Genomic DNA, 14524 nt, shown 5'->3' on the forward strand with positions numbered 1-14524 from the left:
TTATAAAACTGGTGCTTTTTTATGTTTAAAAGAAACTAATAATATTTATGTAAAAAAATTATACCTTGCATGACTTATAATAATAAATATAAAATTTAGAAGTTTATTTATTAGTAAGAATAGTGTTAACTGTAATGATAAGATATGTTATAATAATTTATTACTTTAAGATAATGAGGTGAAAATATGAACTTAAGAAAGCTATTAGATGCAGTATTGGCTTTAGGATCTAATATTAGTATTAAAGAAGGTAAAGAAATTCATAAGTTAAAATTAGTAACAGGCATGACAAGTAAAAGCATTGATGGTGTTTATCATATATATTCAAAAGTGAAAGAAGAGGATGACTCTAAAAGCTATAGTTGTCATATAAAATATAATTTAAAAAATGAAAAAGTTAATGGTGCAACTTGTACATGTAGTACTTATGAGGAATTTTCAAAACATAAAAATAATTATGTTTGTAAACATATAATAGCAAGCATATTTTCATTTTATATAATTGCTAAAAATAAAATAAAAAAAAGTAATAGAAGTAACAATACAATACAAAATAAAATAAATAGATCAGATAATTATAAAAAAGAAATAAAATTAGATTTAGATATAAAAAGTATTAAAGAAAAAAATATATTTATGTTTGATGTTCAATTTAGAATTGGTGAAGGTAGTACTTATTTGGTGACCAAATTAAATGAGTTTTTTCAGGCTATGGAAAATAAAAGTCCTTTAAGGATTAATGGAGAATTTTTATTTAATCCTTACAATATGTATTTTTCTGAAAGTGATAAGGAGCTTTTATCATTTGCAATTGATAGATTTAAAGAAAATGATGAAGTTAAAATAATTGAAGGTAAATATTTAAGATTAAAAAGTAATGAAATTAGAGACTTCCTATCGTTAGTTAGTAGTGATAAAAAAGTAAAATTTAATTATGATTATATTAACTATGAAACTTTTGTGTATAAAGAAAATTTACCATTATCATTTACTTTGAAACTAGAAAATGATAGTGTTAATCTTACTACTAAAAAGAAACTACCTATACCTTTGAGTAATAAATTTGATGTTTTTCTTTACGATAGAAAAATATATTTACCAAGTATTAGTGTTGCAAACTCTTATTTTGGATTTTGGAAGGAACTTAAAAGACAAGGAAAGATAGAATATTCTAAAGAAAGTAATGAGTTAATAAAGGTAATAAAAGTTTTAAGTGAAATTAGTAGCGATGTTATATTATCAGAAGGAATAAAGAGAATATGTAGAAGATTTTGGAAGCCTAAGCTAAGTTTTTCTACAGAAAATAAATTAGTTAAGTGTAAAGCAATAATAAACTATTTTGGTAAGAATATAAATATTTTAGAAAATGATAGTATTGAGTTTTTTAGAGATTTGACCTTGGAAGATGAAATTGATAGAAGACTTGAAAGATTAAGATTTATAAAGAAAAATAAAGACTATATTTTTATTGGAAATGATGATGAATATTATGAATTTTTAACTGCAGGAATAAATGAGCTTGCTTTAATTTCTAAAGTAACTTTCAATAAAAGTTTTGAAAAATCTAATTTACTAAACTCAAAAAATATAGAAGCTATAATTGAAGATGAAGAGGACAACTTATACTTTAAATTTAATATAGAGGATATTGATTTTAGTGAATATAAAGACATTTTAGAAGCTTTAAAAGATGGAAGGAAGTATTATAAAAGTAAAAAAAGTAGACTAATTAATTTAAAAGATATTGGTATGAAGAATTTTCTAAATATGCTTGATAATTTATCTTATAGAAAAGACTTAAGTCAAGGAATATTAGAAGTAGATAAAAATAAAGCTTTATTTTTAGAAAATAGCATTGAAGGAAATAATTTATCCTTTATTAGAGGCAATAAGATAGTGAAAGATATTGCAGATAAATTATCTAATCGTAATGAAACGGAAATAAGTCAAGTGAAAGGATTTAATGGACAATTAAGAAACTATCAGTTAGTTGGAGTAAATTATTTAAAGGCTTTAAGTAATTTAGGGTTTGGTGGAATTTTAGCTGATGAAATGGGATTAGGTAAAACAATACAAATTATTTCATTTCTCTTAGAAGAGAAGAATTTAAAAGAGGATAATAAAAAAAGCCTTATAGTTGCACCTACATCACTTTTATATAATTGGAAGGCTGAATTTGAAAAATTTGCGCCACAGATAAAAGTAGGAATAGTACATGGAAATAAAAATGTTAGAGAAAAAATATTAATGAACATAAATGAGTTTGATGTATTGATTACAACTTATGGAACGATTAAAAATGATATAGATTTTTATGAAAATGAAGTTTTTGATTATTGCATAATAGATGAAGCACAAAATATAAAAAATCCTAAAGCGCAAAATACCAAGGTTATTAAAGAAATAAATGCAAAAGTTAAATTTGCTTTAACAGGAACTCCTATTGAAAATACTATTGTTGAATTATGGTCAATTTTTGATTTTATAATGCCAGGATATTTATTTGATGAAAGTTCTTTTAAAGAAAAATTTATGCATAGAGATGAAGATGAACTAGAAGAATTAAAAATTCTTATTAATCCATTTATATTGAGAAGATTGAAAAGAGACGTTATTTCTGAATTACCAGAAAAAATTGAAAAAAAATATTATGTTCAAATGACATCTGATCAAAGACTTGCTTATAAAAATTATATGAAAGACGTTAAGCTAAGTATTAAAAATGGCGAAGAGGATAAGGTTACTATTTTTTCTTACTTAACAAGATTAAGACAGATATGTCTTGATCCATCATTAGTAGATGAAAATTATAACGGTAAAAATGGGAAAATTAATACGGCTATAGATATAATTGAGGATATAATTGAAAGTAAATATAAAATATTAGTTTTTTCGCAATTTACATCAGTATTAAAAAAACTAAGAAAAGAATTAATAGAAAGAGGAATTGAAAGTAAATATCTTGATGGAACAACAGTTGCAAAGGAAAGAATAAGCTTAGTTAATGAATTTAATGAAAGTAAAGAGGCACAGGTATTTTTAATTTCATTAAAGGCAGGAGGAACAGGATTAAATTTAACATCTGCAAAATTTGTAATGCACATGGATCCATGGTGGAATCCTGCAATTGAAGACCAAGCTACTGATAGAGCTCATAGGATAGGGCAAAAAAATATAGTTGAAGTTATTAAGTTAATTGCAAAAGATACCATAGAAGAAAATATTATAAAGTTACAGGAAGATAAGAGAGAAATAATTAATAGTGTTATAAGTGATGATAGCTTAAATATAAATAATATTTCAAAGCTAACAAATGAAGAAATTTTAGACTTATTTAAATAAAGACTATAGTTTTATAACAAGAGTATATTATAAATTAATGAGTTATAAGTTATAGTTAAGCAGTAATATATTAATAAAATGTCCTTAATATTAATTCATAAATTGAGTTAATATTAAGGATATTTTTTTGTGCGGTAAAGAATATAAATAAAATTAAGTAAAATTTACTAGATTAAGGTTAAATATGATAATATTAATAATATAAAAAATAATATTGACTTTTAGGAGGAGAAAATGAAAAGTAATTTTAGTGTTAATAAGGAATTCTTATTAAAGACAGCAAAAGAAATATTAGAGTTCAATAGTCCTACAGGATTTTGTTTTGAAATCATGGATAAGATAGAGGCAATTATTAAACCTTTTGGATATAACTTTGAAAGAAATAATAAGGGTTGTGGAACAATTACTGTTGAAGGAAAAAACAATGAAAAAACAATAGGAATGTGCGCACATGTTGATACATTAGGTGCAATGGTTAGGTCAATAACACCAAGTGGAAATTTGAAGTTTACAATATTAGGTGGGCCTATTTTACCTACATTAGATAGTGAATATTGTACAATAAGGACTAGAGAAGGAAAACTTTATTCAGGTACATTTCTAAGTACTAGCCCAGCTGCTCATGTTTTTGAGGATAGTAAATCTAAACCAAGAGATGAAAAAAACATGGAAGTAAGAATTGATGAAATTGTAAATTGTAAAGAGGATGTTGAAAAATTAGGTATTGGAGTTGGAGATTTTATTTTTATTGATCCAAAGACTACAATAACAGAAAGTGGATTTATTAAATCAAGATTTATTGATGATAAAGGTAGTGTTGCAGCCATAATTGCATTATTAGAAATGATGCATAGAGAAAATTTAAAACCTAAAAATACAGTAAAAATTATAATTTCTACATATGAAGAGGTTGGTCATGGTTCAGCTTCTATTCCTTCTGATATTAGTGAAATGATAGCAGTGGATATGGGATGTATAGGGGATGATTTAAGCTGTACAGAATATGATGTGTCAATTTGTGCTAAAGATTCTAGTGGGCCATACGATTATAATATGACTACTGAATTAATTAATTTAGCAAAAGAAAATAATTTAAGTTATGCTGTAGATATATATCCAATGTATGGTTCAGATGTCAGTGCAGCATTAAGAGCTGGAAATGATATTAGAGGAGCCCTTATTGGACCAGGGGTCCATGCTTCTCATGGTATGGAAAGAACTCATGTAAATGCTCTTGAAAATACAATAAAACTATTAAGTGCATATTTGATATAATATTTTGAATAGAAATATGTTTAAAGCTCACTAAGATTTAAATGTCTTAGTGAGCTATTTTATATTTAAAATCCCAATTTAATTATATAGATATGAATTTTTTTTAGGTTTTATGAACAATAAAATTTCATTTTTAATATTTTGCTTCTAGGGATATTAGCTTCTTCAATTTGTTTTGTATTATGGAATAAAGTAATACTTCATATAGGAGCAGTTAAATCTAATAATTTTATATATTTAATTCCATTAATTACAATGATAACCTCAGCGATAATGTTAAAAGAAATAATAAAATCAATAGCAGGGATGGGGGGGATACTGATTATTTTTGGAGTTTATGTTTCAGAGAATAAGAATAAAATTATTGGTAAAAAATGCAATTATAATAGAAAAACAATAACAATATAAAGAATAAATGTAAAAAGTTTGCAAAATATAAAATAGCTGATATAATTTTATTATATCAGCTATTTTTTGTCATTCTCATAAGTTTAATTACATATTTAGATATATAAATAAATCTAAAAAAATAAAAAGGGGTTTAACTATGGGAGAAAAGATAAAAATACTTATTTTAATGGGAATGACAATGAGTTTAATGGCTTGTGGAGTGGTAGATAAAAATGTTAGAGGTAATAATATTACAATAACAACAAGTATTGAAAATAAAAATGAGATAATAGAAAAGGTAGAAGGATCAGAGGAAGATATTATTGAAGAAAACAAAGAATTTGAAGCAATAGATTTAGAGCCAACTATTAATATTAATTATAGTTATGAAGTTATAGGGGATAAAAGCATATGTTCCGATATTTTATTTACTGAAAAATATACAGATTTAGAAGGAATAGTTACTTTTAGAGGAAATAATTTTAGAAATACAGCTTCTTATGGAATAAGCAAAATATCACAAAAAGAGTTAAATGTAAAATGGAAAACTTCAACATCATTTAGTTCATGGGGAGGAGGAGCAGGGTGGACTGGTCAACCGTCGATAATTAAGTGGGATGAAGAGTTGAAAAATTCAATGAATATAGATGATAAATTTAAAAGTAAAGAAAATTTTACTGAAGTAATATATGCTTCATTAGATGGGAAAGTATATTTTTTAGATTTAGAAACGGGAGAGAAAAGCAGAAGTGTTATCAATGTAGGAAATCCAATAAAAGGTAGTCTATCAATAGATTCGAGAGGAATTCCAATGCTATATGTAGGTGAAGGTATTAATGAGAGTGGAGTAACTGGATTTAATATTTATAGCTTAATAGATGGAAGTAGTTTATATGAAATTAATGGATATGATGAATATGCATATAGAGGATGGCCAGCTTTCGATTCTTCAGCATTAATATACTCTGATGGGGATATAGTAATTGAAGGTGGAGAAAATGGAATTTTATATATTACAAAATTAAATACTGATTATGATAAGTATACTAATACTGTGTCAGTAAATCCAGAAATCTTAAAATATAGATATTATACTGGAGAAGGTTATGGTAGGCTAGGAATTGAAAATAGCGTAGCAGCATATGCAAATTTATTATATTTTGCAGATAATAATGGAGATATTCAATGTATAGATTTAAGGAAGATGGAACCTATATGGGTTATAGAAGGATTAGATGATATAGATGCTTCAATCACAATTGAAGCTGAAGAAGGAGTTCCTTATTTATATGTAGGGGATGAGGTAGATCATCAAGGGATAAGTGGAATATCAACAATTAGAAAAATAAATGGATTAACAGGGGAAGTGGTTTGGAAGAATGAGTTCTCTTGTCAATCAGTAGTTGGAACAGATGCAACTAATGGAGGAGTATTAGCTACTAATGTTATAGGGAAAAATAATATATCAGATTCAGTGATATTCTCATTGGCTAGATATGATGGATTTAATAGTGGAGCTATTATTTCAATAAATAAAAGTACAGGTGAAATACAATGGGAAACTAAAGTGGATAATTATTTGTGGTCATCACCTGTTGATTTTTACGATAAAAATGGAAATGCTTATATAATTCAATGTGATTCTATAGGAAATATGTTTTTAATAGATGGTAAAAATGGAGAAATATTAAATAGTTTAACTTTAGATGCCAATATAGAAGCATCACCAGCAATATATGAAGATACAATAGTAATAGCAACACGTGCTGGGAGTATTTATGGTATTGAAATAAAATAATAATATAAAGAAAAGTTAATATAATGATGCAAAAAAGCAAATACTGATTTCAAGTTAAATTGGAAAGTTCTAACTTAAAAAGAATTCAAAAAATGATATTTACCATAATGAATATTATAATTTAATTTTTAATGTAAATTATAATATTCATAAAGTAAATATCGTTTTTTATTGAAATAGTATTTTGTTATAAATCTTGTAATCTTCCTTTATTTTTAAGGTGAGAAATTAATTTTTCAGGATCATTCATGATTAACTCTTTAGGCATTTCTATTTTTTCAAATAATTCAATTCCATTAGAAAAATCACCAATTCTTAAATTAATATGAGCATCAGAAGTTAAAATAACTTTAGTCCCATGTTCTTTACAAAGACGTGCAACTTTTTCACAGTTAACATCGCTTCCAATTCTTGACGAGCCAGATAAAGAACTGTTATTAATCTCAATCATAATATCCTTTTCTTTGGCTTTTTTTACAATTGCATCATAATCAAGTTTATAATTTGGGTTTCCTAGATGACCTAATATTTCAACTTTTTCATATTTATCCATTGTATTTAAAATAGCCATAGTATTTTCTTCTAAAGATTTTGGCTCAAATACAGGTTCGTGAAAAGAAGCAATCATATAATCTAAGTTCTTTATAGCATCACTAGGCATGTCAAGATTACCATCAACATCTAAAATATTTGCTTCACACCCTTTTAAAATTATGACTCCATTTATTATTCTTGGAAGAACCTTTAGATTACCAAAGTACCAGTAATGTGGAGCCCCGGGCATAGTAGGAGCATGTTCTGATGTACCTAAAATTTTAATGCCTTTTTGTGAACAAAAGTTAATATTCTCCATAAGAGTTGTGTATGCATGGCCGCTCACTATAGTATGAGTATGCAAATCAGATAAGTAATTCATAAAATTCTCCTTTATCGTATAATTAAAGTAATTGTATTTATAATTAAAGTATATTTATTTTTAAGTTAAACTTCAATAATATAAGAAAGAAATAATGTTTAAATTAAAATTAAATGTTTAATTTATATAAAAAAATGAAATTATAATAAATGAATAGAAAAGTTTAAAAAAAAAAAGCAGTTTAACAATTTAACAGTTTAGTATAATAAAGTGAAGTGATAATATGATAAAATTTATATATTTATATTAAATAATATTTAAATAAAATAAGTATAAAATAATATAAGTTTAATTATATTATATAAAATATACTATTTTGTGAAAAAGGTAAAGTAGAAATAATAGTTTTATTATGATAGTATATATTTTGAAATCAAATTCGATAAAAAAAGCTATAATATGAAAAAATAGCTTTTTTAAACTAAGGAGGAAATATTATGAGTAATAATAAAGGAAAATTAACTTTAATTGCATTAATACTTATGATTTTTACATCAGTATTTGGATTTAATAATATTCCAAGGGCTTTTTTCCTTATGGGATATTCAGCAATTCCATGGTATATTTTTGGTGCGATATGCTTCTTTATTCCATATGCATTTATGATGGCTGAATTTGGAGCAGCATTTAAAGAAGAAAAAGGTGGTATTTACGTTTGGATGCAAAAGTCTATTGGTAGAAAATTTGCATTTATTGGTACATTTATGTGGTTTGCATCATATATAGTTTGGATGGTTAGTGTATCATCATCTATATGGGTTCCACTTTCTAATTTAATATTTGGAACTGATAAAACATCTACTTGGTCACTATTTGGACTTACTTCTTCACAAACATTAGGTATTTTAGGAGCAATTTTTGTTATATTAATTACATTCTTATCATCAAAAGGTTTGAATAGTATTTCAAAAGTTGCATCAATTGGAGGTATATTTGTAACAAGTGCAAATGTATTATTAATAGTTGGTTCATTAATTGTATTTTTTGCTAACGGTTTTAAAGCAGCACAACCACTAAAGCTATCAGAGTTTGTACATTCACCTAATCCAGCTTATGGAACTGTTTTAGCCGTATTAGGATTTCTAGTATTTGCTATATTTGCGTATGGAGGATTAGAAGCAGTTGGTGGACTTGTTGACCAAACTGAAAATGCTAATAAAACATTCCCAAAAGGAATTAAAATTTCAGCAATAGTAATTGGGGTAGGGTATTCTTTAGCAATATTAATGGTTGGTTTATTCACTAATTGGCAAGAAGTACTTTCAAATCCTGATGTAAGAATGGCAAATGTATCATATGTGGTTATTAAAAACTTAGGAGTTAAGCTTGGAGAGGTATTTGGATTATCTCCACATGGAATTGAAATAATGGGGACTTGGTTTGCAAGATATATTGGATTGGCAATGTTCTTAGCATTATTAGGTGCATTCTTTACACTAATTTATTCACCATTAAAACAATTAATAGAAGGTACACCAAAGGAAATATGGCCAGAAAAATGGACCGCAATAAATGATAACGGTATGCCTGTAAATGCAATGTGGATGCAATGTATCGCAGTTGTGGCTATTATTATAATTGCTGTAATAACAGGCGGAAAATCTTCTAGCTTCTTAGATTATTTAATACTTATGGGAAATGTGGCAATGACAATACCAACAATGTTCTTAGCAATTGCATTTATTTATTTCAAAAAAAATGATAGTATAGATAAACCTTTCATTTTCTTTAAAAGTAAAACAGTTGCAACAATATGGGCTATAATAGTAACTTGTACTGTTGGATTTGCTAATATATTTACTATATTACAACCAGCAATTGAAACTAAAGATTATGTTTCTACAGGATTCCAATTAGCTGGACCAATAGTATTTGGATTAATTGCTTTCTTCTTAATTTCTAAATACGAGAAAAGATATGGAAGAAATAAAGATTCAATAGATAAAATAGCATAATAAAAAAGTACCAAACGAAGTTGTTTGGTACTTTTTTATTATAAACCTGTAACTTGTATATCTTGTAGTAAATGTTTATATTTTAAAAATTCAGCATATAATGAATCTATACGTCGTTCTAATACTTCTCTCTCTGTAATTTGAGCTGTTTTCTTCAAATCAGATGTAAGTTTTTGAATTTCTTCATCAATTGCCCACATTTCTTTCATTATTTCATATGCATTATTTTTCATAATAATCCCATCCCTTTTACTGTAAAGTATTGAAATATAATTATTTCTAATATAATTATACCATATAATATATATTAATACAAAAATGATTTATTTAACAGTAAAATATTAACAAATAATTAAAAAATATAAAAAAAAGGAAGTAAAATGTTATTTAGAAAGGTTTACAGAAAAATTATTCGCAAATATAGCAATAAACTATTTCAAAAATATGGAAATGTGGTAAAATATTATTAGAATTTAAGAAAAAAATTAATATTTAATTTAAATAACATAAAATTATAATTATAAAATAGGATAGCACAGTTTAAAAACAGGAGGAATTTTAAGATGAAAAAAATATTATTTGTCGCTTCTGAAAGTGTACCATTTATTAAAACAGGTGGATTGGCAGATGTTGTAGGATCACTTCCAAAATCATTTCCAAAAGAAGAGTTTGATGTAAGAGTTGTGATACCAAACTATACATGTATACCATGGGAGTACAGAAGTGATTTTAAATATATTACACATTTTTATATGGATTTAGGACAAGTTTCAGGTAGTGAATATGTTGGTGTATTGACAACCCAATATGATGGAATTACATTTTATTTTATCGATAATCAACGTTATTTCGGAGGGAATACTCCATATGGAGATACTAGATTTGATATTGAAAAATTCTGCTTCTTTAGTAAGGCAGCTTTATCAATTTTACCAAGTATAAATTTCAAACCAGATATAATACATTGTCATGATTGGCAAACAGGTGTATTACCTGTGTATTTGCACACAATTTTTAGAGATAATCATTTCTACGATAATATAAAAACTATAATGACAATCCATAATTTAAGATTCCAAGGAATCTGGGATATTAAGACACTTCAAAAGATTACCAATTTCCCGGATTATGTGTTTAGACCTACTGATATGGAGTATAATAAAGATGCTAATATGTTAAAGGGTGGAATGGTTTACGCAAATTATATAACTACTGTAAGTAATAGTTATAAAAATGAAATACAAAATGATTACTATGGTGAAGGACTTGATGGAGTGGTACGTCAAAAATCAGGTGATCTTTATGGTATATTAAATGGTATTGATTATAATGAGTATAATCCTGAAACGGATAATGAAATATTCAGTAAATATAATAAATACAGCTTTATAGAAAATAAATTATATAATAAAAGAGGCTTACAGCATGAATTAGGATTAGAACAAAATGATAATAAATTTATGATAGGAATTATATCAAGATTGACTGACCAAAAGGGTGTAGACTTAATTGCTAGAGTAATAGAAGAAATTGTAGATGATCACACTCAATTAGTAGTACTTGGAACTGGGGATAAAGGTTATGAAGATATGTTTAGATATTATGAATGGAAGTTAAAAGGAAAGGTATCAGGAAATATTTATTTTTCAAATAACAGAGCTCATAAAATATATGCAGCAGCTGATGCAATGCTTGTTCCGTCAAGATTTGAACCTTGTGGTTTAACACAACTTATATCATTAAGATATGGAACCGTTCCTATAGTTAGAGAAACAGGTGGTTTAAGAGATACTGTTGAACCATTTAATATATATTCTGATTGTGGTACAGGCTTCTCATTTGCAAATTATAATGCCCATGAAATGCTTAATACAATTAATTATGCTAAACATATATATTTTAATAATAGAGATAAATGGAATGGTATAGCATTTAGGGGAATGGAAAAAGATTACTCGTGGGGAAATTCAGCACAAGATTATGCTGGGCTTTATAGGAAACTAATGGGTGAATGGTAAAATATTAGGACGTTATAAAGTTGTAGAAATTAAACTTCGTAAGTTTAAAGGATTGAATATTATTTATAGAATATTTTAATATATAAGTATGTAGTATGAATATAAGTAAGAGTTATAGTAATTAGAATATCTTAATAACTAGCCACAATGTATTAAAAATATGTTGTGGCTTTTTATTTATTTCTTTGATGAATTTTTATTGGAGTTAGTTCTTGAACATCCCAATAAAAAACCTACGCAGCTACTTATTAAATCTTTAAACTGTATTATAGATGGAGTGGCTTCCTCAGGAATTAGGTTGAAATCATATCCGATAATTAGTGAGAATAAAGCAATTACACAAACTGATAAAGCAACTATAACTTGAAAAGATTTATTACAAATGTAGTATTTTAAATCATTTGTAATGTTATTAGATTTATTTTTACTTTCAACCATATAATTTTTATCATCACTTTTTAGAGTTTCTTCTTTAACTTCTTTATCATCATCATTTACTGTAACAATTATTGGAGAGTTAGAGTCATTACTCTTTATAACTTCATGTTTTAAAAAATTTTCGCTTAAAAAATAACCAAAAATAGAAGCAACACTAGTACGTACGATAACGCTAATAGAAATTCCATTATTTGTTGTAGGTTCAGGCATAAATAAATTATAAACACATTGAAGTAAAAGGATAAACATTATAATTATTAACGATTTATCACTAATAGATATTTGACTCCAACATTTAATTAATGCATGTAAGAGTGTATTTTTATTCTTTTTCATAAGTTTACCTCCTTTGCTATAATATATCTTATTAATTTACGTTTATATATGTTACATATTTAAATGATAAATCTAATTTACTTAATTAAATTTATATAAACATAACTAATAATGATAATAGGATGAAAAGATGATATAATAATTAAAAAGATATACTAGGAGGATAAAATGAAGTTTGATGGAATAATATTTGATTTAGACGGAACATTATGGGATTCAACTGCTGAAGTAGCAAAAACTTGGACAAGTGTAATTGCAAAATACAATTTAAATCGCAAAGAAGTAACTGTTGAAGATTTAAAACCATGTATGGGAAAATTATTAGATGAGATAGCAAGTATTTTATTACCAGAGTTAGATCCTAAAAAGCAAATGCAAGTAATAAAAGAATGTTGTGAATATGAAAATGAATATTTAGGTGAATATGGTGCAACACTATATGATAAATTAGAAGATACATTAAAAGAATTATCAAAAAATCATAAATTATTTATAGTGAGTAATTGCCAAGATGGTTATATAGAATGTTTTTTTAAAGCACATAAATTAGACAAGTATTTTATTGATTATGAATGTCCAGGAAGAACTGGATTACCTAAAGGCGAAAATATTAAGTTAATAGTTGAAAGAAATAATTTAAAAAATCCTGTTTATGTAGGTGATACCCAAGGAGATGCAAATGCAGCTAAATTAGCAAATGTTCCATTTATCTTTGCAAAGTATGGATTTGGAAACGTAGATGAATTTTTTAATTCAATAGAATCTTTTGATGAATTATTAGAAATAATATAAGTAAGGAGAAGCAAATGATAAGTAAAAAAAAGCTAAAAGAAGATATAATAACATATGACATAATTACTTATAAAGACGAAGATGGAAAAGATATTGAATATGTTGAAGTAACTTTAGTAGATAGAATTATTGATGTTTATATGGATACAAGAGAGGTAAATATAGGAATTTTGGCTAATAAAATAATTGAAGATAACTTATATGAGGAATAAATAAAAGTCACCAAATTTGGTGACTTTTATTTATATTGAAATAATAATATTTATGTATTTAATTTAATTATTGTTGGATTTAATATGACTTCTAAATATTTTATTCATGAATAATGTATTTTAAATAAAAATAAATATTCGTAAATTGACAAATTAAAATAAAGATAAAATTGTTATTAAGTGTTTATAAAACAAATAAAACTTTGTATAATAAATATGAAAATATAATATTACGAATAATTAAAAATATTACAATAAATTATGATGTAAATTAAAATGTAAGGAATTAATATGAAAATTTATGGTTATGAAAATAGTTCAATAAGTGAAGAAAAATATTTATATAAAGCTTTAGGGATAGATTTAAAAGAAAAAAATATTATATCTTTTGTTGGAGGTGGTGGAAAAACAACCTCTGTTTATACATTGGCAAGAGAGTTAAGTAATTTAGGTAAAAAGGTTTTAGTTACAACTACGACACATATGCATATGCCGAATGATTGTATAGATTTTAAAGGTGATGTTAAAGAAATAACTGAAAGACTAAAAATACATAATTTAGTAACAGTAGGAATTAAAGAAAAGAATGATAAAATTTCAAGTGTTGGTGAAGATATAGCTGAAGCACTAATAAACTTATGTGATTTTTTAATAATTGAAGCTGATGGTGCAAAAATGCTACCGCTTAAAGCTCCAGCAAGTCATGAACCTGTTATTTTGAAAAATACTACAATGGTTGTTGGTGTTGCAGGAATAGATTCGTTAAATAAAAGTATAAAAGAAACATGTCATAGACCACAGCAGGTTTGTAATATATTAAAGCAAAATGATAATTATGTTATTAAACCTAAAGATATAGCTATTTTATTAAGTAGTGAAAAGGGACAAAAAAAAGGCGTTCATGAATGCAAAAATGCTATTTATAGAGCATTAATTAATAAGGTAGATAACAAGGAATTATTAGATTTAGCAGAAGAGATATGTGAATATTTGCAGCAGAATAATATAAAAAGTATAATTACAAGTTATAAAGAATTTAATGAGGTGTAGAA

At 25.7% G+C, this 14524-nt stretch carries 12 protein-coding genes; 9 read left to right on the forward strand and 3 right to left on the reverse strand.

Annotated features, from left to right (window positions below; translation table 11 throughout):
* Nucleotides 1-186 precede the first annotated feature (186 nt).
* The 4 genes from TY07_RS00980 to TY07_RS00995 all read left to right on the forward strand — a co-directional run bounded on the left by TY07_RS00980 (nucleotide 187) and on the right by TY07_RS00995 (nucleotide 6805).
* Nucleotides 187-3342: a DEAD/DEAH box helicase gene (locus tag TY07_RS00980; protein WP_042393934.1), complete on the forward strand. Its 3156-nt coding sequence runs from the start codon at nucleotides 187-189 to the stop codon at nucleotides 3340-3342.
* Between the two features lie 234 nt (nucleotides 3343-3576).
* A complete protein-coding gene (locus TY07_RS00985; protein WP_042393937.1) occupies nucleotides 3577-4617 on the forward strand; it encodes a M42 family metallopeptidase in 1041 nt (346 codons plus the stop codon).
* A 141-nt stretch (nucleotides 4618-4758) separates the two neighbouring features.
* On the forward strand, nucleotides 4759-5025 hold the full coding sequence (locus TY07_RS00990; protein ID WP_042393941.1) for an EamA family transporter: 267 nt from the start codon (nucleotides 4759-4761) through the stop codon (nucleotides 5023-5025).
* Between the two features lie 139 nt (nucleotides 5026-5164).
* Complete coding sequence (locus TY07_RS00995) at nucleotides 5165-6805, forward strand: outer membrane protein assembly factor BamB family protein (RefSeq protein WP_042393945.1); 1641 nt, start codon at nucleotides 5165-5167, stop codon at nucleotides 6803-6805.
* A gap of 187 nt (nucleotides 6806-6992) precedes the next feature.
* On the opposite strand, the gene TY07_RS01000 is transcribed toward TY07_RS00995, so the two are convergent.
* Nucleotides 6993-7721, reverse strand: coding sequence for a phosphatase (locus tag TY07_RS01000; RefSeq protein ID WP_042393947.1), 729 nt, complete (start codon nucleotides 7719-7721; stop codon nucleotides 6993-6995).
* 434 nt (nucleotides 7722-8155) lie between these two features.
* On the opposite strand from TY07_RS01000, the gene yjeM reads away from it, so the two are divergent.
* Nucleotides 8156-9676 (forward strand): glutamate/gamma-aminobutyrate family transporter YjeM, encoded by a 1521-nt coding sequence (yjeM, locus tag TY07_RS01005; protein ID WP_042393950.1) that lies wholly within the window; start codon nucleotides 8156-8158, stop codon nucleotides 9674-9676.
* Nucleotides 9677-9714: 38 nt separating this feature from the next.
* On the opposite strand, the gene TY07_RS01010 is transcribed toward yjeM, so the two are convergent.
* Nucleotides 9715-9909, reverse strand: a complete 195-nt coding sequence (locus tag TY07_RS01010; RefSeq protein ID WP_042393952.1) for a hypothetical protein — start codon at nucleotides 9907-9909, stop codon at nucleotides 9715-9717.
* Nucleotides 9910-10239: 330 nt separating this feature from the next.
* Here TY07_RS01010 and TY07_RS01015 point away from each other — a divergent pair, with 330 nt between their 5' ends.
* Entirely contained in the window at nucleotides 10240-11694 is a 1455-nt protein-coding gene (locus TY07_RS01015) for a glycogen synthase (protein WP_042393953.1), read from the forward strand.
* A 177-nt stretch (nucleotides 11695-11871) separates the two neighbouring features.
* Here the strand turns inward: TY07_RS01015 and TY07_RS01020 are convergent, their stop codons facing one another.
* Nucleotides 11872-12468: a hypothetical protein gene (locus TY07_RS01020; protein WP_042393956.1), complete on the reverse strand. Its 597-nt coding sequence runs from the start codon at nucleotides 12466-12468 to the stop codon at nucleotides 11872-11874.
* 168 nt (nucleotides 12469-12636) lie between these two features.
* Between TY07_RS01020 and TY07_RS01025 the strand changes: the two genes are divergently transcribed.
* From TY07_RS01025 to yqeC, 3 genes are all read left to right on the forward strand, one after another.
* Nucleotides 12637-13260: an HAD family hydrolase gene (locus TY07_RS01025; protein ID WP_042393959.1), complete on the forward strand. Its 624-nt coding sequence runs from the start codon at nucleotides 12637-12639 to the stop codon at nucleotides 13258-13260.
* Nucleotides 13261-13274: 14 nt separating this feature from the next.
* Nucleotides 13275-13472 (forward strand): hypothetical protein, encoded by a 198-nt coding sequence (locus tag TY07_RS01030; RefSeq protein ID WP_042393962.1) that lies wholly within the window; start codon nucleotides 13275-13277, stop codon nucleotides 13470-13472.
* A gap of 291 nt (nucleotides 13473-13763) precedes the next feature.
* A complete protein-coding gene (gene yqeC / locus TY07_RS01035; protein WP_042393965.1) occupies nucleotides 13764-14522 on the forward strand; it encodes a selenium cofactor biosynthesis protein YqeC in 759 nt (252 codons plus the stop codon).
* Nucleotides 14523-14524 lie beyond the last annotated feature (2 nt).

It is taken from the genome of Clostridium saudiense, from assembly GCF_000577815.1.
GTDB classification, from domain to species: domain Bacteria; phylum Bacillota; class Clostridia; order Clostridiales; family Clostridiaceae; genus Clostridium; species Clostridium saudiense.

Coding starts and splice junctions, on each gene's coding strand:
- TY07_RS00980 (WP_042393934.1), top strand. CDS start 187: ATGAACTTAAGAAAGCTATTAGATGCAGTATTGGCTTTAGGATCTAAT.
- TY07_RS00985 (WP_042393937.1), top strand. CDS start 3,577: ATGAAAAGTAATTTTAGTGTTAATAAGGAATTCTTATTAAAGACAGCA.
- TY07_RS00995 (WP_042393945.1), top strand. CDS start 5,165: ATGGGAGAAAAGATAAAAATACTTATTTTAATGGGAATGACAATGAGT.
- TY07_RS01000 (WP_042393947.1), bottom strand. CDS start 7,721: ATGAATTACTTATCTGATTTGCATACTCATACTATAGTGAGCGGCCAT.
- TY07_RS01010 (WP_042393952.1), bottom strand. CDS start 9,909: ATGAAAAATAATGCATATGAAATAATGAAAGAAATGTGGGCAATTGAT.
- TY07_RS01015 (WP_042393953.1), top strand. CDS start 10,240: ATGAAAAAAATATTATTTGTCGCTTCTGAAAGTGTACCATTTATTAAA.
- TY07_RS01020 (WP_042393956.1), bottom strand. CDS start 12,468: ATGAAAAAGAATAAAAATACACTCTTACATGCATTAATTAAATGTTGG.
- TY07_RS01025 (WP_042393959.1), top strand. CDS start 12,637: ATGAAGTTTGATGGAATAATATTTGATTTAGACGGAACATTATGGGAT.
- TY07_RS01030 (WP_042393962.1), top strand. CDS start 13,275: ATGATAAGTAAAAAAAAGCTAAAAGAAGATATAATAACATATGACATA.
- yqeC (WP_042393965.1), top strand. CDS start 13,764: ATGAAAATTTATGGTTATGAAAATAGTTCAATAAGTGAAGAAAAATAT.